The sequence below is a fragment of the Burkholderia arboris genome, assembly GCF_902499125.1.
In the GTDB taxonomy this organism is placed as follows: Bacteria; Pseudomonadota; Gammaproteobacteria; order Burkholderiales; family Burkholderiaceae; genus Burkholderia; species Burkholderia arboris.
Map to the genome: position 1 here is coordinate 43,200 of NZ_CABVPX010000043.1, position 18,197 is coordinate 61,396.

Here is an 18,197-nt window from a genome sequence, read left to right on the forward strand (position 1 = left end):
GCGATGCTTACCGGGTGAGCTTCGCGAGGATCTCGGCCTTCGCGCGCGAATATTCGTCTTCGGTCACGAGGCCCTTGTCGAACAGCGCCTTCAGCTGCTCGAGCCGCTGCACGTAATCGGTGCCCTCCGCCGGCGCTGCGGCCACCGGCGCCGCAGCGGGTGCGGGCGGGGCGGCCGGCGCCGGTTGCGCGGCGCCCGCGATCTGGCCGGCCATCGCCTGCCCGATCGCCGCACCGGCAGCGAGGCCCGCGCCGACCCCGGCGATGCCGCCCGGGTTCTGCGCGGCGAGCGGAATCGCCTGCGCGGTCTGGTACTGCGTGGCACGCGCGAGATCGCCGGCCATCCCCGCGCCGATCCGCAGGTCGAGCGCCTTCTGCAGCTCGGCCGGCAGCGACACGCTCTCGACCGCGAACGCGTCGAGCGCGAGCCCGTAGCGCGTGAATACCGGCACCAGCGCCTCGGCCACGCGCTGCGACAGCAGCGACTGGTTCGCGGCCATGTCGACGAACGGCACGTCGGCCGAACCGAACGTCGTGCTCATCGCGGTGACGACCAGGTTGCGCAGTTGCTGTTCCAGATCGTCGACCGTGTACTGCGCACGCGTGCCGCTGACCTCGCGGTGGAACGCGGCCGCGTCGACGATCCGGTACGAGTAGATGCCGAACGCGCGCAACTGCACGAAGCCGAATTCGCGGTCGCGGATCGTCACCGGCTGCGCGGTGCCCCAGCGCCGGCCGAGCTGCAGCCGCGTGCTGAAGAAGTAGACGTCCGACTTGAAAGGCGATTGAAAGAGTTTGTCCCAGTTCTTCAGGTACGTGAGCACCGGCAGCGTATTCGTTTCCAGCGTGTACAGCCCCGGCTGGAATACGTCGGCGACCTTGCCTTCATTGACGAAGATCGCGGCCTGCGTTTCGCGCACGGTCAGCTTGCCGCCGTACTGGATCTCCTGGTCTTCCATCGGATAGCGCCACGCCAGCACGCCGTCGGTGTCTTCCGTCCATTGCAGGACGTCGATGAACTGCTTGCGGATGAATGAACCCAGACTCATGTCGGTCTCCTCGAAACGCGTGGCGCGTCAGGTCAGGCAGGCGGCATTGATGATGCCGACGACGAGCGACGCAGTGCCCATCAGGCCGCCCATCGCAACGTTGCGATCCTCGATCGCATGATTCATGCCGGGCATCAGGCGCGTCAGCGCCGCATAGGTGATCAGCTGGACGATCATCGCGCCAACGGCCCAGATCACGACTTCACCGAGCGTCGAGTTGTGCGCGATGCTGGACGCGAGCGTCAGGCAGAAACCGATCAGCGCGCCGCCGAACGACAGCGTCGCGGCGGCGTTGCCGTCGCGGATCAGCGCCAGTTCGTCGAACGGGGTGACCTTCAGGTACACTGCCGCGAACACAAGAAGCAGCACGAACGCCGACAGTAAATGAACCGCATAGAGATAGGCACTATTCATTCTTTCCCTCGGATTTTGTGCTCGGTTCGCCGCCCCGTCGCCGGCCGGCCTATGCGGGGCCCGCAGACGGATGGCCGCCCCACAAAAATCCGCGCCAGTATATCCACATTGCCGAACACTGCACAACGGATGCGCCATGCTGCATAGGCGTGCGCTCGTCCTGTCGATCCTCGTGCTCGCGTCGTGCGGGCTCGGCTACGAACTGATCAGCAGCGCGCTGTCGAGCTACCTGCTCGGCGATTCGATCCTGCAATTCTCGTCGGTGATCGGCAGCTACCTGTTCGCGATGGGGATCGGCTCGTGGCTCGCGAAGTTCGTCGAGGACGACGACGTGCTCGATCGCTTCGTCGATATCGAGCTGCTCGTCGGCCTGCTCGGCGGTGTGTCGGCCGCGCTGCTGTTCGCGGTGTTCGCGTGGCTCGCCGCGCCGTTCCGCGCGGCGCTCTACGCGCTCGTGCTCGCGCTCGGCCTGCTGATCGGGATGGAGATCCCGCTCGTGATGCGCGCGTTCCAGCAACGGCGCCAGGCATTCCGTCATACCGTCAGCGAAGTGCTGACCTTCGACTATCTCGGCTCGCTCGCCGTGTCGCTGATCTTCCCGCTCGTGCTCGCGCCGCGTCTCGGCCTGCTGCGCACGAGCTTCCTGTTCGGCCTCCTGAACGCGTTCGTCGCGCTGTGGACGACACACCTGTTCCGCGACGAGATCCGCAACGTGCGCGGCAAGCTGATGCGCGCGTCGCTCGTGATCGGGCTCCTGATCGCCGGGTTCGCGCTGTCGGATCGCATCACGCACTGGGCCGAACACGGCGTGTATGGCGACGAGACGATCTATTCGGAAACGACGCCGTACCAGCGCATCGTGCTCACGCAGTGGCACGACGACATGCGGCTGTACCTGAACGGCAACCTGCAGTTCTCGTCGCGCGACGAGCATCGTTATCACGAGGCGCTGATCCATCCGACGATCGAAGCGCTGCCGTGGGCGAAGCGCGTGCTCGTGCTCGGCGGCGGCGACGGGCTCGCCGTGCGCGAACTGCTCAAGCACCGCAACCTCGAGCAGATCACGCTCGTCGATCTCGATCCCGCGATGACGAAGCTGTTCTCGACCTCCGCACCCCTCGTCAAGCTGAACCAGGGCTCGCTGAAGGACCCGCGCGTGCACGTGATCAACGACGACGCGGTGCGCTGGCTCGAATCGAATGCCGACGTGTACGACGCGATCGTCGTCGACTTCCCCGATCCGACCAACTTCGGGCTCGGCCGCCTGTATTCGGTGCCGGTGTTCCGCCTGCTTGCACGCCACCTGTCGGAGAACGGCTATGCGGTGATCCAGTCGACGTCGCCGTATTTCGCGCCGCACGCATACTGGACCATCATCGCGACGCTGCACGAAGCCGGGCTCAACACGTGGCCGTACCACTGCTACGTGCCGTCGTTCGGCGACTGGGGGTTCGTGATCGCCGGCAAGCGCCGCGACTTCACGGTGCCGACGCATTACGGGGTGCCGACTCGCTGGCTCGATGCGCAGACGGCCACCGAGATGTTCCACTTCCCGGCCGACATGCCGGCGCTGCCGATGTCGCCGAACGAACTCAACGACCAGCCGCTCGTGCGCCGCTTCGACGACGACTGGAAGCACGTGCTGCGCTGATGGACCGCCGCACGTTCCTCGTCGCGTCGGCGGCCGCGTCGCTCGCCGCATGCGGCCGCACCGGCTGGATCGAGACGACGCCGCGCGTCGGCTACCCCGGCATGCGCGAAGGCCACGCGTTGCGCGACCATGCGGCGCTGCCGGCGCCTTCCGGCACGATCGAAACCGATATCGCGATCCTCGGCGCCGGCGCGGCCGGACTGTCGTGCGCATGGCAGCTCGCGCGCGCGGGCCACCAGCGCTTCACGGTGCTTGCAGGGCCCGAATTCGGCGGCAATGCGGCCGGCGGGCGCTTCGGCGATCTGGGCTACCCGACAGGCGCGCACTACCTGCCGCTGCCGTCGCTCGAATCCGCCCATCTGCGCGACATGCTCGCCGATCTCGGCGTGATCGAATCCGCCCCGTTCTCCGCGCGCCCTGTCTACGACGAGCGCGCGCTCGTCCACGCGCCCGACGAACGGCTCTTCATCGGCGGGCAGTGGCAGGACGGCATCGTGCCGACCGCCGGCCTCGGCGCCGACGAACTCGCGCAGCAGGCGAAGTTCTTCGCGTACACGGACGGGCTGCGCACCGCGCGCGGCGCCGACGGTCGCAAGGTGTTCTGCATCCCGATCGCGGAATCGTCGCGCGACCCGCGCTGGCGCGCACTCGACCGGCGCTCGTTCCGCCAGTGGCTGCTCGACGAGGGCTACACCGCGAAGGCGCTGCACTGGTACCTGAACTACTGCTGCCGCGACGATTACGGCGCGGGCTACGAGCATGTTTCGGCCTGGGCCGGCCTGCACTATTTCTCGTCGCGCGGCGGCCATGCCGGCGATGCGAGCGACGGCGCGGTGCTGACCTGGCCCGACGGGCTGCACACGATGGTGACCCGGCTGAGCGATTCGATCACCGCGCGCAGCGGCTCGAACGCGTGGTCGCGGGACGGCTTCGCGGTGCACGCAACCGAACGCGCGGGCGGCGTCGAGGTGCTGTGCGCGCGCCTCGGCGACGACGGCACGCTGTCGACGTTCACGCTGAAAGCCCGTCGCGTCGTGAGCGCGATGCCGCTGTTCGTCGCGGCGCGCGTGTTTCCGCAGCTTGCCGCGTACGGCTTCGACCCCGCGCGCGACCTGCCGCCGCGCGCGCCGTGGCTCGTGTCCAACTTCCTGCTCGACGGGATGCCGCCCGAAGAAGCCGGCGTGCCGCTGGCGTGGGACAACGTCGTCTACGACGGCGCGGCGCTCGGCTACGTCGTGTCGACCCATCAGCTGATCCGGATGTCGCCGCCGACGCGCTCGGTGTTCTCTGCCTATCAGGCGCTGAGTACGCAAACGCCGGACGATACGCGCCGCTGGCTGGCGCAGGCGAAGCCCGACGCGTTGCGCGAACAGGCCGCGATCGACCTGCAGGCCGTGTACGGGCGCGCGCTGTGGAAACACGCGACGGCGCTCGAGATCACCGTGCGCGGCCATGCCATGGCGACGCCCGACGTCGGCTTCCTGAGCCGCCCGGGCCTGCTCGCGCTGCGCGACGCCGACGGCCCCGTCGTATTCGCGCACGCCGACCTGTCCGGGCTGTCGCTGTTCGAGGAAGCATCGTACTGGGGCATGCTGGCGGCCCGGCGCGTGCTGGCCTGAGCGCCGGCTTCCGGCCGGTGCCGGGGCGGCCGTTTCGTCATTGCGGCGCCACCGCCAACCGCTATAATCGCGCGACATTCCGACTGCATGGAGCAGGCCGACGGTGCCGCGCCGTTCGACGCGCCGTATGCCCTTCCCGACAACAACAATGACGAACCGAATCCTCCGACGCCTTCGCCCGCTCGCGCGCGCCGCCGCGCGCGTGCTCGCATGCGCCCCGCTGCTCGGCGCGCCGCTGGCGCTGCATGCGGCCGGCACGGCCGGCACCACCGGCTCCGAGCCCACCTCCGGGCGCTACATCGTCGTCGATACCGGCCATACGCCGGCGCATCCCGGTTCTACGGGCGCAAGCGGTCGCGTCGAATACCTGTACAACCTCGACCTGTCCGGCGCCGTCGCCGACAAGCTCGCCGCGCACGGCGACCGCGTGCTGCGCACGTCGGCCGACGGCCGCGAGATCAAGCTCGACCAGCGTTCGACGCAGGCGCCCGACGCAAACCTGTTCGTGTCGATCCATCACGACTCGATGCAGCAGCAGTTCATCGACGCGGGCCGGCAGCGCGAATTCCGCGGCTTCTCGGTGTTCGTGTCGGAACGCAATCCGCACTATGCGGAAAGCCTGCATTGCGCGAAGGCGATCGCCGAGCGGCTCGTCGCGGCCGGCGAACGGCCATCGCTGTATCACGCGCAGCCGATCCGCGGCGAAAACCGCCCGCTGATCGATCCGCAACTCGGCATCCACCGCTTCGACGATCTCGTCGTGCTGCGCACCGCGCCGATTCCGGCCGTGCTCGTCGAGGCCGGCGTGATCGTCAATCCGGACGAAGAAGCACGGCTCGCGCGGCGCGAGACGATCCAGCGCCTGTCCACCGCGATCGCGGGCGGGATCAATGCGTGCACGGCACCGCAGTAAATGACGACATCACCCGTCGGGCTCAACGGTTTTCACCCAGTCAGGAGCATCACAATGAAAAAGAAGACGCTGTTCGCATCCTGTGCGCTGCTTGCGCTCGCCGTTCCGTTCGCCGCACAGGCGGCCGGCTGCGGCAAGCCCCGTAGCGCGTTCGACCAGGTGTACTGCACCAGCACGCAATTCTCGCAGTCCGACCGCGATCTCAACGACGAATACGGCCGCCTGCGCAAGCAACTGAGCGGCGACCAGCAGGCGACGCTGAAGGCCGGCCAGCTCGCGTGGCTGAAGCAGCGCGACGCGCAGTGCAGCGAGACGCGCAACAACAGCTACCTCGTGGATATCCAGTGCGCGAACGACATGACGCAGTCGCGGCTGTCGTTCCTGCGCGAACGTGAGCGCGAATGCTCGAGCACGGGGTGCGTGACGTCGAAGCTCGGCGAGTAAGCTCGTCGCGCATGCGGTGCCGCGCGGCGTCGAGCGGCACCGCCCCCTCGAAAGGAGCGGCGATGCGGCATGAATTCTCTGAAGTCCTCAACGACCTGATCGACTGTTTCCTCGTCGGCGATCTTCTGCTGCTGAAGCGCTACCAGGAAACACATCGGCTGTCGGACAACGTCGCGGCCGAATTCACGACCGGCGACAGCGGCGACAACGCCGTGCTCGACGGCATCGTCATTCCGCTGGCCGGTATCGAGAATCATCCGTACACGATCATCTTCACGCTGGACGACGCCACACCCGAGCTGCTGAAGGCCGGCAGCCGGCTGCAGCACCGGCGCGGCGGTTATGTGCTGCGCGTCGAGCATCGTTCGGCGATGCTTTACACGTGGCGCATTCTCGAACGCTTCACCGACGAAACGGTGAACGCGCTGCTTGCGCGTTATCGCGAACCGGGCAGGCCTGTCGTCGAACTCGACAACGGCTGGTACGACGTCGAAGTCCTCGGCGGCGAGGTGCCGCGCAACGGCTGGTTCGAGCCCGCGTTCGAATTCGTGCTGAAGAAGGCCGATGCGCGTGGCGACGCGTCGAAAGTGGATCTCGGCTACAGTTTCGCCATCGACAGCAGTCTCGATCCGGCGGAATGAACCCGCGCGCAGCACCGCGGCGCATGGCACACGATCAGGCGAGGTACGCATGGCACCGAACACGACGACGATCGACATCCGCGCCGCCACATCCGTCGACGCACCGGCCATCGCCGATATTCACGTTGCGTCGTGGCAAGCGACCTACACGGACATCATGCCGGCGCCGTTCCTCGCCGGCCTGTCGGTCGAAAAGCGCACGGCCGCGTGGCGCTATGCGCTCGGCGCCGGACGGCCACGGGTCGCGCTTGCGATCACGAACGACGTGCCAGCCGGCTGGATCGCCTACGGTCCGACGCGCGACACCGACAAGGATCGCGGCTGGGCCGAAATCGAAGCGATCTACCTGCATCCGTCGTATTGCGGACAAGGCATCGGCGCGGCGCTGGTCGATCATGCGTGCCGGTCGCTGCATGATGCCGGCCATGCCTGGGTGTCGCTGTGGGTACTGATCAAGAACCGCCGGGCCAGGGCATTCTACGAACGCGAAGGCTTCGTCGCCGAAGACGACATCAAGACGTTCGAGATCGGCGGGACGCCGATCGAGGAAGTACGCTACTGGCGCGCACTACCGAAGTGACCGCGACGACGGCATCGCTTCCTCCACCGCCAGCCGCTCCTGCATCATCTGCAGCAACTCGCGAATCTTCGCGTTGACCGAATTCCGGCTCGCATAAGCGGCGTGCAGCTCCAGCGGCGCAGGCGTCATCTCCAGCGGCACGCGCACCAGCCGCCCCTCCGCCAGCGCCGCCGCGCACGCGCGCTCGACGAGAATCGCGAAGCCGATCCCGTTCACCGCAGCCAGACCGGCCATCTCGCCGCTGTTGACGCGATACCGGCTCGCAACCGGAATCTTGTGAATCCGCCCGTCGCGGTCGGCGAACTGCCACGGCTGCCCTTTCAGCGTGCTCAAGGTCGTGATGCACGGCAGTTGCCGAAGCTGTTCCGTCCGGGTCGGCAATCCCGTGCGTTCGACGAGCGATGGCGCGGCCACGACGACACTCGGCAAACGCACGAGCGGCCTGACGACGAACGCACTGTCGTCCAGCTTCCCGCGATTGACGATGATCGACAGGTCGATATCGTCGCGCAGCGTCGACACGCCCGCGAGGCTCGTATCGCAGTCGATTTCGACGCGCGGGTGGCGGCTCGCGAATTCCGCGACGATCGGCCCGAGCATGCGGGGCCCGATTTCGCCCGGTACGCAGAGCTTCAGCACGCCGCGCAGCTCCGTCTGCTGCGACGTCAGTTCGAATTCGGCCTGCGTCAGCGCATCGAGCATCGGCCGTGCGCGCTCGTGCAGCAAACGCCCGGCCTCCGTCATGCGCAGGTGTCGCGTGCTGCGCTCCAGCAGACGCGCGCCGAGCCTCGACTCCAGCTGCGCGACGTGGCGGCTGACGTTGGAACCCGGCATCGCCAGCACGCGCGCGGCGCCGGCGAAGCTGCCTTCGTCGACGACCGACACGAATACACGCACCGCATTCAGATCCAGCTTGCTACGCATCATTAGCCCATTTCAGATATCAAAGTGTGCCGTTTTTCACGGCTTATCCCGCCACAGACCATAATTTACGATGCCCATCCCGTCAATGCGACGCCCCCGCGGCCACGCGAACGCTCGCACGACACAAGGAAGGAGCGTCATGAACATTGCAATCCTGGGCGCCGGCGTGGCCGGCATGAGCACTGCACTCGCGCTCGCCGGGCGTGGTCACGAGATCAGGCTGTATGAACGCATGCCGTCGGAATCGACGATGGGCGCGGGCGTGGTGCTGTGGCCGAATGCCGGCTTCGTCCTCTCGCAGCTCGGCCTGCTGCCGGACATCGTCGAGGCAGGCGGCCGCATGAACGCGATGCAGCGCATCGACCGGCACGGCAACCCGCTCAAGGTCACCGATATCCGCGCACTCGATCGCCGCATGGGTTTCCCGACCTATTCGATCCTGCGGCGCGATCTCCAGGCCGTGCTGGCACGGCACCTCGCGGCGCGCGGTATCGACGTCCACTTCGGCCACGGCGCAACGTCCATCGACGCCGGGACGGACGGCCGTGCTGTCGTTCGCTTCGACAATGGAACGACGATCGCCCCCGATCTCGTCATCGGCGCGGACGGCCGCATGAACTCCGTCGCGCGGCGTCATGTGATCGGCGACAACACGCCCGTCTATCAGGGATTCGTCAACTGGATCGGCATCGCGCAAAGCGATGCGCCGCTCGTCGACGAGGTGTCGATATCCGACTACTGGGGCACGCGCGAGCGGTTCGGCATCGTCGCGGTGGACCGGCATCGCCTGTACTGGGCAGCGGCATGGCCCGAAGCCGGTCCGGACGATGCAACGGAAAGCGATCCGGGCGCGATGCTGGAACGGCGCTTCCGGGCGTGGCCGGCGACCATCGCGAACGTGCTACGCGCGACGTCGGCGGACACGATCGCGAAGATCCGCGTGCACGATCTCGACCCCGTCGACGTGTGGCACCGCGGCAATGTTCTGCTGATCGGCGACGCCGCGCACGCGTCGCTACCGACCTCCGGACAAGGCGCATGCCAGGCGCTCGAGGATGCGTGGCATCTGGCCCGGTGTCTCGACGAATACGGTGCAGGCAACGGCGGCGGCCTCGATGCCGCGCTCACATCGTTCACGATGCGGCGCAGCCCGAAAACCGCGGCGATCATCGCGCGTGCGCGTGATTTCGCGCACCTGTTATTCAGCGAGGACGTGAACGAAAGCGCGCGACAACAGATCGATCCGGTCGCCGAAATCGAAGCCCTGACGAGCGCCTGGGGCGCGCACCTGCCGATGACGCAGGCGCGCGGACGATAAGGCCCGCGAGGAGCCGCATCCGGTCACAAAAACCACCGGTACTCCCGCGCCCCGATCTCGTTGCGAAAATCCAGCTCCTCCTGGCGCTTGTTCTCGCAATAGACCATCACGAACTCGCTGCCGAGCCCTTCGCGCACGGCCGGGTGATCCTGCATCGCGGCAACCGACGACAGCATCTCCTTCGGGAAATCGATGCCGCTGCCGCGATCCTCGTTGAGCGGCGCAATCGGTTCGATCTTCGCATCGAGCCCATGCTCCATTCCCGACAGGATCGCCGCGAGCACCAGATACGGGTTCGCATCCGCGCTCGCGAGACGGTGCTCGATCCGCAGGTTGCGTGCATCCGACTCCGGAATCCGGATGCACGCATCGCGATCCTCGAAGCCCCAGCTCGCACGGCTCGCCGCGTTCACCATCGATCCGTAGCGCCGGAACGCATTGTGGTTCGGCGCGAACACCGGCATGCAGTGCGGCAACAGCGCGAGACACCCGGCCACCGCGTGCCGCAGCGGCCGCTGGCCGTCCGCGGCGAGCAGGTTGCGCCCCGCGTCGTCGTACAGGCTCACGTGCACGTGCATCCCGCTGCCCGGCGCATGCAGGTACGGCTTGCCCATGAAGCTCGCGCGATAGCCGTGTTGCAACGCGACGCCGCGCGTGCTGCGGCAGAACAGCGCCGACCAGTCGGCCGCGCGCAGCGCGTCGTCGGTGTGCCCGAAATTGATCTCGAACTGGCCGGGCCCGAGCTCGGCCGTAATCACCGTCGCATCGACGCCCTGCTCGCACGCGGCTTCGACCATCTCGTGCAGCACGTCGGAGAAGCGTGACAGGCGCTCGATATGCATGTTGGGCTGATCGTCGCGGTCGTCGCTCAGGCGGTCGCGCGGATACTGCGGCATCCCGTCCGCGAGCTGTGCGGCGAACAGGTAGAACTCGAGCTCGAACGCGACGACCGGCCGGATGCCGCGCGCCGCAAACCGCCGCAACACGCGCGCGAGCACCTCGCGCGGCTCGAACTCGATCGGTGCATCGGTGCCGTCGGAGCTGATCAGCATCTGCGCAAGCGGCTGCCGCTCCCAGCGCACGGGCTTCAGCGTACCGGGAATCAGGCGGCGCGGTGCATCGGGATCGCCGTCGTTGAAGCAGTAATCGCCGATCTTGTAGAGGCCGCCTTGCGTGCCGAGCAGCACGCAGTTCTGCGGCAGCTTCAACAGCGAACCCGACGCGACCTTCTCGAGTGCGTCGATCGGATAGCGCTTGCCGTAGAAATGCCCGGGCAGGTCGAGGCAGATCAGGTCGACATAACGGATCTCGGGGTGTGCCTGCCGGAATGCGCGGACTTCACTGACCAGCGCGGGAACGACGTCAGCCATGTCTCATCCTTTCCATGTCTTGTATGACGGTGCCGCAGCGCGGCGAACCGGATTCATGCGGCATGCCGAACGACGCACGCCGCATGTCAATCAGTACTGCGAACAGGCTGCGGGGCGCGCCGGCATGCAGCACCGACCGCCCCGCCGACAACTCAGGTGAATACCCAGATCACGCGCGTCGGCGCATCGGTCAGGTTGGCGTAACGGAAGCGCTTGTGCGCGGGAAGCTGGAACGCATCGTTCGGGCCGAGCGTGACGGGCGTGTCGTCATCGTCGATCCAGATCGTCAGCGCGCCTTCCAGCACGAAGCCGCCCTGCTCGTCGCTGTCGTCGACCGGTCGCTCGCCGCTGCTCGCGCCCGGCGCCAGATGGCTTTCGAGAATCGAGAAGCGCGAGCGCATGTTCGGCGACACGAGGATGTCGGTGATGCCGGCCGCGTAATACACGGTGCGCCGCTCGTCGGGCCGCGTGACCCACGGCACGCTGCGCGGCTTGCTCAGGCTGTAGAAATACGTGGTCGGCACGCCGAGTGCCTCGCCGATCGCGGTGAGATCCGCGACCGTCGGGCGCGACAGCCCGCGCTCGACCTGCGACAGAAAGCCGACCGAGCGGCCGATCCGTTCGGCGAGATCGTTGAGCGTGACCTTGCGATGCTTGCGCAGATCGCGGATCAGGATCGCCAGACTTTCTATCTCTTCCTGTTCGTTCATGACGGGTTCCGGTGAGTCAGACGGTATCGCGCAGACGGTACCAGGCCTTGCCGATCGCTTCCAGCGGCGCGGCGAGCCGGTCGCCGCCGGGGAAACGCGGGTTGCGGATGCGCTGGTACTGCGCGAGCAGGCGTTCGTCGCCGAGCACGGCGTCGGCCACCGCGCGCGCGCCGGCGAGCGTCGGCAGCACGCCGTGCCCCGAGAAGCCCTGCAACCAGAAGCGCTGCCCGTGGCGGCCGATGTCCGGCGTGCGGCGCATGCTGATGTCGATGTGGCCGCCCCATGCGTAGTCGAGCGTCACGCCGGCCAGTTGCGGGAACACGCGTTCGAGGTGCGGGCGCGTCGCCGCTGCGATGTCGGCGGGAATGCCGCCGAGGTACGTGCAGCCGCCGCCGAACAGCAGCCGGTTGTCGGGGCTCAGGCGGAAGTAGTCGGGCACGAACTGGTTGTCGATCACGCAGCTGTTCTGCGGCAGCAGCGCACGCGCGACGTCGGGCGCAAGCGGTGCGGTCGCGACCTGATAGGTGCCGACCGGCAGCAGCCGGCGCGCGAGATCGCGATCGAGCCGGTCGACGTATGCGTTGCACGCCAGCACGAGCACGTCCGCGCGCACTTCGCCGCGCGCCGTGCGGGCAATATGGCCACCGGCCGTCTCGCGGCAGTCGAGCACGCGGCTCTGCTCGAAGATGCGCCCGCCCGCACGCTCGATCGTCTGCGCGAGGCCGAGCGCGAGCTTCAGCGGGTTCAGGTGGCCGGCCTCCGGATCGTGCAGCGCCGCAAGATAGCGCGTACCGCCGATCCATTCGGGCATCTCGTCACGGCCGATCACGCGCAGCCGGTCATAGCCCCAGCGCTCGGCGGCCTCTTCGCGGGCCTGTTCGAGCATCGCGACGCGCCGCGGCCGTAGCGCGGCCCACAGGCTGCCGGGCCGGTAATCGATGTCGAAACCATGCCGCACCGGCAGTTCGCGCACCTCGGCCGCCGCCCAGCGCATGCTGTCCCACAGCAGGCGCGCGCCGTCGCGGCCGAGCGAATCCTCGAGCGGCTGCATGTCGCACGACCAGCCGAGCAGCGCCTGTCCGCCGTTGCGGCCCGACGCAGCCCATGCGACGCGGCTCGCTTCGAGCACGACCACGCGCTTGCCGGCGAGTGCCAGGCGCAACGCCGTATGCAGCCCGCTGAAGCCCGCGCCGACGACGAGCACATCGGCGTCGATGCGGTCGTCCAGTTCCGGACGATGCGGGATCGGCGCCGGGTAGGTGCCGGCGTAGTAGCTTGCGACGTGACGGTCGGACTGCACGAACATGCGGACTCCCGTGAAAATTACGCCGATAAATTTCATGAAAAATTAGCACGGCAATTTCACGCAGGCAAGCGTGTCAATAAGCGCTCGTATCGTCGGAATAATGAAAGATTGCCCACGCGCCGGCGTGCCGCTTGCGCAGGCAGCACAGCACTGTGCTGCCGCCTGTATCTTTTTCCCGGAGCGGGTGCGGCCGATAATGCGTGCAGACAGCCCCGCCCTCGCGGCCCGGCCACTCGCACCGCGAAGACCGCCGAACCGCGCACCGACACCAGGAGGCACGGCATGAGCACACCATTCAGGCTGGGCGACCGCGTCCGCTGGAACTCCGAGGCCGGCTACGTGACCGGCACGATCGTCGCGATCCACACCGCCGACTTCGACTACAAGGGCCATTGCCATCGCGCGTCGCCCGGCGATCCGCAGTACGAGATCAAGAGCGACCGGACCGACCACATCGCCGCGCATCGCGGCCGCGTGCTCGAACGCATCACCGGCAAGGATCACGCATGACCTACCCGTTCTACACGATCGGCCATTCGAACCGCACGCTCGACGAATTCGTCGGCCTGCTCGATGCGGCCGGGATCGCGCTGCTCGCGGATATCCGCAAGATGACGCGCTCGCGCACCCATCCTCAGTTCAACGAAGCGACGCTGCCGGAGGCACTGGCTGCCGACGATATTGCGTACGAACACATCGCGACACTCGGCGGCCTGCGCGGCAAATCGCGCGACGTGCCCGACGACATCAACGATTTCTGGACGAACCGCAGCTTCCACCGCTACGCCGATTACGCGCTGTCGCCGGAATTTCGTTCGGGCCTCGATCAGCTGATCGCACGGGGGCACGAGCAGCGCTGCGCGATCATGTGTTCGGAAGCCGTGTGGTGGCGCTGTCACCGGCGCATCGTGTCCGACTACCTGATCGCGCGCGGCGAGACGGTACTGCACATCATGGGCCGCAATCGCGTGGAGCCTGCGCGCCTCACGGCCGGCGCAGTCGTCCGGCCGGACGGCACGATCGTGTATCCGGACGTCGAAGGCGGCGCCGCACCGGAGTGCGATAACTGACAGTTTCTCGTCCGGGGGCTTTTCATTAGATTGGCGACACGATCCATGCAACGTCTCGCTCCCCGACATGACTCTCACTGCCAGCGAAGCACAGCACACGACGACCGCCACGTATCGCGACATCGCTGAACGCCATGCGCGGTCCGCCCCTTCCGGCGCTTTCCATCGCGCTGCCTGGGATGCATTGTCCGATGCGGGACTGTGGCGCCTGCCGGTACCGCGCGAACTCGGCGGCGCGGGCGGCACGTGGCACGACTTCATCGATGCGTTCGAGGCGATCGCCGCAGCGCTGCGCTCGGTCGGCTTCGCGATGGCGCTCGCCAATCAGGCGACGCTGATTCGCGCAATCGTCGCCTACGGTTCCGACGCGCAGCGTGCGCGGCATCTGCCGCAGCTGCTGTCCGGCGCCATCGGCGCCACGGCGATCTCGGAGAAAGGCACCGGCACCGAGGTGCGCGCGCTCGAAACATGCGTCGTTCGCGACGGCGAACACTACCGGCTCGACGGCCACAAGTACAACATCAGCCACGCGCCCGAAGCGCGCCTGATGATGATCGTCGCGACCCTGACCGGTGACGGCAAGCCGACCACCGCGCTGGTGCTGATCGATCCCGAACGTGAAGGCGTTCAGCGCAGTGCGCCGCAAGCGACGTTCGGCGTCGCGGATCTGCCGATCGGCGACCTCACGTTGTCCGGCGTGCACGTCGACGCCGACGAACTGCTCGGCGCGCCCGGCGACGGATTGCGCCTGCTGATGGACATCGCGTCGATGAATCGCGCGCTGTTCGGCCTGCTGTGCGCGAACGTCACGCAGCCGTTCCTTGCCGACGCACTCGCGCACGCCGGCGGCCGCAAGACGCTCGGCGTCGCGCTGGACGCGCATCAGCACGTCCAGCGCCGGCTGGTCGACGTTCACGTCGGCATCGAACGCACGCGCTGGACGGCGCGCGCCGCACTCGACCTGCTCATCGGTCAGCACCCCGAAGCGCTCGCGAACTGCTCGATCGCGAAGCTCGCGGGCGCACGCGATCTCGCACAGGCCGCGCTGCACCTCCTCGCGATTCACGGTAGCGACGGCTACCGGCGCGGCCCGCTCGCCACCTTCGTCGCGGACGCGCTCGCGATGGGCTCGGCCGGCGGCACCGAGGAAATGCATTACCGGAACATCTTCAGCCAGTTGCAACGACGCGCGGCCGCCACGGCGCGCGCGGCGTGACCGCTCACCCTTTTCATCCCCCCTCGAGGAGCTTCCCTTGACTATCCAGACTGGCCTGCGCGCCCGCGCCACCCACCGCGTCGACACGATTTCGCTCGCCGATCAATGGGGCGGCGAAGCGCACGCGCTCGCGAGCCCGATCATGATCATCTTCATCGAACAGACCTGCATGCAGGCGACCGATCACCTGCTGCCGGCCGGACAGATGACGGTCGGCTACAACTTCGAGATCAAGCATCTCGCACCGACGCCGCCCGAATGGGACGTGACGATCGATGCCGAACTGATCGAGGTCGACGGCCGCATGATGACGTACCGGGTCGAAGTGCGCGATGCGGTGGGTGTCGTCGGCGAAGGCGTGCATACGCGCTGCGCCGTCAGCCGCGACGGCTTCCATCGCCGTCTCGACGAGCGGCGCGACAGCGCGGCGCTCGCACGCTAACGAGCCGGAGCCCGACCATGATTCCGCTTCCGCTGCAGGGTCTCCGGCTGCCGGTGATTGCGTCTCCGATGCTGATCGCGAGCTATCCCGAGATGGTGCTCGCCCAGTGCAAGAGCGGGATCGTCGGCGCATTTCCGGCGCTCAACGCGCGGCTCAGCACGCAGCTCGGCGACTGGATCGACACGATCGACGGTACGCTGCGCGCCTACCGCGACGCCTATCCCGACGCGCCGGTCGGACCGTTCGCGGTCAACCACATCTGCCATCCGTCGAATCCGCGCGTCGAACAGGATCTGCGCATCTGCATCGAACGGCGCGTGCCGTTGATGATCACGAGCCTGCGCGCACCGTCGCGCGACGTCGTCGATGCGATCCACGCCTACGGCGGGATCGTGCTGCACGACGTCACGACGGTACGGCATGCGCAGAAGGCGCTGGAAGCCGGCGTCGACGGCCTCGTCCTCGTCGCGGCGGGGGCGGGCGGCCATGCGGGCACGCTGTCGCCGTTCGCGCTGGTCACGGAAGTACGGCGCTTCTACGACGGCTTCATCGCGCTGTCCGGCGCGATCGCGACCGGCGACGCGATCGCCGCCGCGCGCGCGCTCGGCGCCGACTTCGCGTACATCGGAACACGCTTCCTGGCGTCGCACGAAGCAAACGTGGTGCAGCGGTACAAGGACACGATCGTCGAAGCCAACGCTGCCGACATCATCTATACCGATGCGTTCACCGGCGTCCACGGCAACTACCTGCGCCAAAGCATCGAGGCGGCCGGGCTCGATGCGCGCCGGCTCGCGCGGGTCGACGGCGCGCAACTCGATTTCTCGCCGGAAGGCGGCGCGAAGCAGTGGCGCGACATCTGGGGCGCCGGCCAGGGCGTCGGCGCGATGGACGCGGTACTCAGCGTCGCCGAGATCGTCGAGCGGCTCGCGGACGAATACGAACGCGCCGTCGCGCGCGTGCAGCGGGGCGCAGCCGCGCACGACGCCGCACGCCGGCCGGCCGCCTCCCCGACTTCACGGATCGAAACGCGATGACGACGTCCGAACTGGCCGCCCCGTCGTCCGTCGACGATGCGATCGCGCGCCGCCGCGCGCAGATCGACGTGATCGACGACGAACTGCTCGCGCTGATCGGCCAGCGCATCGTTCACGCCACCGAGATCGGTCATCTCAAGCGGCATGCGGGGCTCGCGGTACGGCAGCCTTCCCGCGAAGCTTCGATCGTCGCCGAGCTGTGCGCACGCGCGCCGTGGGGGCTGCGCGACCGCGACCTGAGAGCCATCTGGCAGACGCTGTTCCGCGCGAGCCGCGACGCGCAATCGCTGCCGTCGGTCGCGTTCCTCGGCCCCTCGGGCACTTACACCGAAGCCGCGATGCTGCGTCACTTCGGCGAATTCGCACGCGGGCAGGCACACGAGACGATCGACGCGGTATTCGAAGCGCTCGCGCGCGGCGACGCGGAATGCGCGGTCGTACCGGTCGAGAACTCCTCCGAAGGCAGCGTGACGCGCACGCTCGATCTGCTGATCGCCCAGGCGGCGCCCGTCACGGGCGAAATCGAACTGCCCGTCGCGCACTGCCTGCTGAGCGCGAGCGGATCGCTCGACGGCGTCGACAGCGTGGTCGGCCATCCGCAGGCGCTCGCGCAATGCCGCGCGTGGCTCGACACGCATGCACCCGACCTGCGCCGCATCCCGGTATCCAGCAACGCGGTGGCCGCGCGCGAGGCCGCGCATCTGTACGACTGCGCGGCGATCGCCGGCGAACCGGCAGCCGCGCTTTACGGACTGCGAATCGTATCCCGCGCGATCCAGGATCACTCGGACAACCGCACGCGCTTCGTGATCGTCGGCGGCCAGGCGCCGGCCCCGACCGGCCACGACCGCACGAGCATCGTATTGCGGCCGACCGATGCGCCCGACGCGCTCGCGCGCATCTTCGATGCGCTCGCCCATCACCGCGCCCCGCTGCTGTGGGTCGACGTGCGGCCGGCACGCGCGGCTGGCCAGGCGTACCGGTACTGCATCGATTTCGGCGGACATCCGCTCGATCCGAACGTGCGCGCGGCGCTCGACGAGATCGCGCTCGTCGCGTCCGAACTGCGCGTGCTCGGCGCCTATCCGCGTGCCGCGGGCGGCACGGACGGGCACGCCGACGGCACGGACGCATGATGACCCCGGCACCCGCGTCGTCCTCCGTCGCCGCCCGGCTGCTCGCGATTCGCGACGGCCGCGACGATCGCCTGCTCGTGCTGTGCGGCATCGCCGCGGCGGGATGCGTGCCGCTCGCCGCCGGACGATGGCTGCGCGCGCTGCGCGCCGAATACGACGGCGAACTGGAGCTGCTGCCGTTCGTGCGCGGCACGCCGGATGCCGCCGGCACCGCGTGCCTGCTGCGGCGCTGCGCGCGTCTCAGGCTTCCGGCGGTGGCGATCGGCGACACCGCGGCGACCGCCTATGGCCGCTGGCGCGCGTGCCTGCCCGCGGCGCCGCTGACCTGGCAGGTGCTCGAAACCGGCGCGGCGCGGCC

20 protein-coding genes are annotated in these 18,197 nt (G+C 68.0%); 14 read left to right on the forward strand and 6 right to left on the reverse strand.

The window, feature by feature from the left end; genetic code table 11:
• Nucleotides 1-7: 7 nt before the first annotated feature.
• Both BLA15945_RS34235 and BLA15945_RS34240 read right to left on the reverse strand, forming a co-directional pair.
• Entirely contained in the window at nucleotides 8-1,048 is a 1,041-nt protein-coding gene (locus BLA15945_RS34235) for an SPFH domain-containing protein (RefSeq protein ID WP_059239665.1), read from the reverse strand.
• Between the two features lie 27 nt (nucleotides 1,049-1,075).
• Nucleotides 1,076-1,462, reverse strand: a complete 387-nt coding sequence (locus BLA15945_RS34240) for a DUF350 domain-containing protein (protein ID WP_059239663.1) — start codon at nucleotides 1,460-1,462, stop codon at nucleotides 1,076-1,078.
• 136 nt (nucleotides 1,463-1,598) lie between these two features.
• Between BLA15945_RS34240 and BLA15945_RS34245 the strand changes: the two genes are divergently transcribed.
• The 6 genes from BLA15945_RS34245 to BLA15945_RS34270 all read left to right on the forward strand — a co-directional run bounded on the left by BLA15945_RS34245 (nucleotide 1,599) and on the right by BLA15945_RS34270 (nucleotide 7,310).
• Nucleotides 1,599-3,113 (forward strand): polyamine aminopropyltransferase, encoded by a 1,515-nt coding sequence (locus tag BLA15945_RS34245; RefSeq protein ID WP_059239661.1) that lies wholly within the window; start codon nucleotides 1,599-1,601, stop codon nucleotides 3,111-3,113.
• Entirely contained in the window at nucleotides 3,113-4,732 is a 1,620-nt protein-coding gene (locus tag BLA15945_RS34250) for an NAD(P)-binding protein (RefSeq protein ID WP_174994437.1), read from the forward strand. The genes BLA15945_RS34245 and BLA15945_RS34250 overlap by 1 nt, the downstream gene beginning before the upstream one ends.
• A gap of 148 nt (nucleotides 4,733-4,880) precedes the next feature.
• Entirely contained in the window at nucleotides 4,881-5,645 is a 765-nt protein-coding gene (locus BLA15945_RS34255) for an N-acetylmuramoyl-L-alanine amidase family protein (protein ID WP_174994438.1), read from the forward strand.
• A 54-nt stretch (nucleotides 5,646-5,699) separates the two neighbouring features.
• Complete coding sequence (locus BLA15945_RS34260) at nucleotides 5,700-6,089, forward strand: lysozyme inhibitor LprI family protein (RefSeq protein WP_174994439.1); 390 nt, start codon at nucleotides 5,700-5,702, stop codon at nucleotides 6,087-6,089.
• A gap of 62 nt (nucleotides 6,090-6,151) precedes the next feature.
• Nucleotides 6,152-6,730, forward strand: a complete 579-nt coding sequence (locus BLA15945_RS34265; RefSeq protein WP_174994440.1) for a hypothetical protein — start codon at nucleotides 6,152-6,154, stop codon at nucleotides 6,728-6,730.
• A gap of 49 nt (nucleotides 6,731-6,779) precedes the next feature.
• Nucleotides 6,780-7,310, forward strand: coding sequence for a GNAT family N-acetyltransferase (locus BLA15945_RS34270; protein ID WP_059239651.1), 531 nt, complete (start codon nucleotides 6,780-6,782; stop codon nucleotides 7,308-7,310).
• Here BLA15945_RS34270 and BLA15945_RS34275 read toward each other — a convergent pair.
• Complete coding sequence (locus BLA15945_RS34275) at nucleotides 7,299-8,234, reverse strand: LysR family transcriptional regulator (protein WP_174994448.1); 936 nt, start codon at nucleotides 8,232-8,234, stop codon at nucleotides 7,299-7,301. The genes BLA15945_RS34270 and BLA15945_RS34275 overlap by 12 nt on opposite strands.
• A gap of 139 nt (nucleotides 8,235-8,373) precedes the next feature.
• Between BLA15945_RS34275 and BLA15945_RS34280 the strand changes: the two genes are divergently transcribed.
• A complete protein-coding gene (locus BLA15945_RS34280) occupies nucleotides 8,374-9,552 on the forward strand; it encodes an FAD-dependent oxidoreductase (RefSeq protein WP_059239647.1) in 1,179 nt (392 codons plus the stop codon).
• A 23-nt stretch (nucleotides 9,553-9,575) separates the two neighbouring features.
• Here BLA15945_RS34280 and BLA15945_RS34285 read toward each other — a convergent pair whose 3' ends face one another.
• The 3 genes from BLA15945_RS34285 to BLA15945_RS34295 all read right to left on the reverse strand — a co-directional run bounded on the left by BLA15945_RS34285 (nucleotide 9,576) and on the right by BLA15945_RS34295 (nucleotide 12,938).
• Nucleotides 9,576-10,922: a glutamine synthetase family protein gene (locus BLA15945_RS34285; protein ID WP_059239646.1), complete on the reverse strand. Its 1,347-nt coding sequence runs from the start codon at nucleotides 10,920-10,922 to the stop codon at nucleotides 9,576-9,578.
• Nucleotides 10,923-11,074: 152 nt separating this feature from the next.
• Complete coding sequence (locus BLA15945_RS34290) at nucleotides 11,075-11,632, reverse strand: helix-turn-helix domain-containing protein (protein ID WP_059239644.1); 558 nt, start codon at nucleotides 11,630-11,632, stop codon at nucleotides 11,075-11,077.
• A 16-nt stretch (nucleotides 11,633-11,648) separates the two neighbouring features.
• The gene (locus BLA15945_RS34295; RefSeq protein WP_174994441.1) at nucleotides 11,649-12,938 is read right to left on the reverse strand and encodes an NAD(P)/FAD-dependent oxidoreductase; all 1,290 of its coding nucleotides are present in this window, start codon (nucleotides 12,936-12,938) and stop codon (nucleotides 11,649-11,651) included.
• A gap of 282 nt (nucleotides 12,939-13,220) precedes the next feature.
• Here BLA15945_RS34295 and BLA15945_RS34300 point away from each other — a divergent pair, with 282 nt between their 5' ends.
• The 7 genes from BLA15945_RS34300 to BLA15945_RS34330 form a co-directional block, all read left to right on the forward strand.
• A complete protein-coding gene (locus BLA15945_RS34300; protein ID WP_059239639.1) occupies nucleotides 13,221-13,448 on the forward strand; it encodes a hypervirulence associated TUDOR domain-containing protein in 228 nt (75 codons plus the stop codon).
• Nucleotides 13,445-14,008, forward strand: a complete 564-nt coding sequence (locus BLA15945_RS34305; RefSeq protein WP_174994442.1) for a DUF488 domain-containing protein — start codon at nucleotides 13,445-13,447, stop codon at nucleotides 14,006-14,008. Before BLA15945_RS34300 ends, BLA15945_RS34305 begins: the two co-directional genes overlap by 4 nt.
• Before the next feature lie 67 nt (nucleotides 14,009-14,075).
• Nucleotides 14,076-15,224, forward strand: coding sequence for an acyl-CoA dehydrogenase family protein (locus BLA15945_RS34310; RefSeq protein WP_174994443.1), 1,149 nt, complete (start codon nucleotides 14,076-14,078; stop codon nucleotides 15,222-15,224).
• A gap of 37 nt (nucleotides 15,225-15,261) precedes the next feature.
• A complete protein-coding gene (locus BLA15945_RS34315; RefSeq protein ID WP_034180561.1) occupies nucleotides 15,262-15,666 on the forward strand; it encodes a thioesterase family protein in 405 nt (134 codons plus the stop codon).
• Between the two features lie 17 nt (nucleotides 15,667-15,683).
• Nucleotides 15,684-16,703 (forward strand): NAD(P)H-dependent flavin oxidoreductase, encoded by a 1,020-nt coding sequence (locus BLA15945_RS34320; protein WP_174994444.1) that lies wholly within the window; start codon nucleotides 15,684-15,686, stop codon nucleotides 16,701-16,703.
• Nucleotides 16,700-17,839, forward strand: coding sequence for a prephenate dehydratase (gene pheA / locus BLA15945_RS34325; protein WP_174994445.1), 1,140 nt, complete (start codon nucleotides 16,700-16,702; stop codon nucleotides 17,837-17,839). Before BLA15945_RS34320 ends, pheA begins: the two co-directional genes overlap by 4 nt.
• Nucleotides 17,836-18,197, forward strand: a 362-nt coding sequence (locus BLA15945_RS34330; protein ID WP_174994446.1) for a hypothetical protein, incomplete at its 3' end; no start/stop codon positions are given. The genes pheA and BLA15945_RS34330, both read left to right, overlap by 4 nt.

Coding starts and splice junctions, on each gene's coding strand:
- BLA15945_RS34240 (WP_059239663.1), bottom strand. CDS start 1,462: ATGAATAGTGCCTATCTCTATGCGGTTCATTTACTGTCGGCGTTCGTG.
- pheA (WP_174994445.1), top strand. CDS start 16,700: ATGACGACGTCCGAACTGGCCGCCCCGTCGTCCGTCGACGATGCGATC.
- BLA15945_RS34250 (WP_174994437.1), top strand. CDS start 3,113: ATGGACCGCCGCACGTTCCTCGTCGCGTCGGCGGCCGCGTCGCTCGCC.
- BLA15945_RS34305 (WP_174994442.1), top strand. CDS start 13,445: ATGACCTACCCGTTCTACACGATCGGCCATTCGAACCGCACGCTCGAC.
- BLA15945_RS34290 (WP_059239644.1), bottom strand. CDS start 11,632: ATGAACGAACAGGAAGAGATAGAAAGTCTGGCGATCCTGATCCGCGAT.
- BLA15945_RS34280 (WP_059239647.1), top strand. CDS start 8,374: ATGAACATTGCAATCCTGGGCGCCGGCGTGGCCGGCATGAGCACTGCA.
- BLA15945_RS34235 (WP_059239665.1), bottom strand. CDS start 1,048: ATGAGTCTGGGTTCATTCATCCGCAAGCAGTTCATCGACGTCCTGCAA.
- BLA15945_RS34310 (WP_174994443.1), top strand. CDS start 14,076: ATGACTCTCACTGCCAGCGAAGCACAGCACACGACGACCGCCACGTAT.
- BLA15945_RS34320 (WP_174994444.1), top strand. CDS start 15,684: ATGATTCCGCTTCCGCTGCAGGGTCTCCGGCTGCCGGTGATTGCGTCT.
- BLA15945_RS34275 (WP_174994448.1), bottom strand. CDS start 8,234: ATGCGTAGCAAGCTGGATCTGAATGCGGTGCGTGTATTCGTGTCGGTC.
- BLA15945_RS34255 (WP_174994438.1), top strand. CDS start 4,881: ATGACGAACCGAATCCTCCGACGCCTTCGCCCGCTCGCGCGCGCCGCC.
- BLA15945_RS34285 (WP_059239646.1), bottom strand. CDS start 10,922: ATGGCTGACGTCGTTCCCGCGCTGGTCAGTGAAGTCCGCGCATTCCGG.
- BLA15945_RS34260 (WP_174994439.1), top strand. CDS start 5,700: ATGAAAAAGAAGACGCTGTTCGCATCCTGTGCGCTGCTTGCGCTCGCC.
- BLA15945_RS34245 (WP_059239661.1), top strand. CDS start 1,599: ATGCTGCATAGGCGTGCGCTCGTCCTGTCGATCCTCGTGCTCGCGTCG.
- BLA15945_RS34265 (WP_174994440.1), top strand. CDS start 6,152: ATGCGGCATGAATTCTCTGAAGTCCTCAACGACCTGATCGACTGTTTC.
- BLA15945_RS34295 (WP_174994441.1), bottom strand. CDS start 12,938: ATGTTCGTGCAGTCCGACCGTCACGTCGCAAGCTACTACGCCGGCACC.
- BLA15945_RS34270 (WP_059239651.1), top strand. CDS start 6,780: ATGGCACCGAACACGACGACGATCGACATCCGCGCCGCCACATCCGTC.
- BLA15945_RS34300 (WP_059239639.1), top strand. CDS start 13,221: ATGAGCACACCATTCAGGCTGGGCGACCGCGTCCGCTGGAACTCCGAG.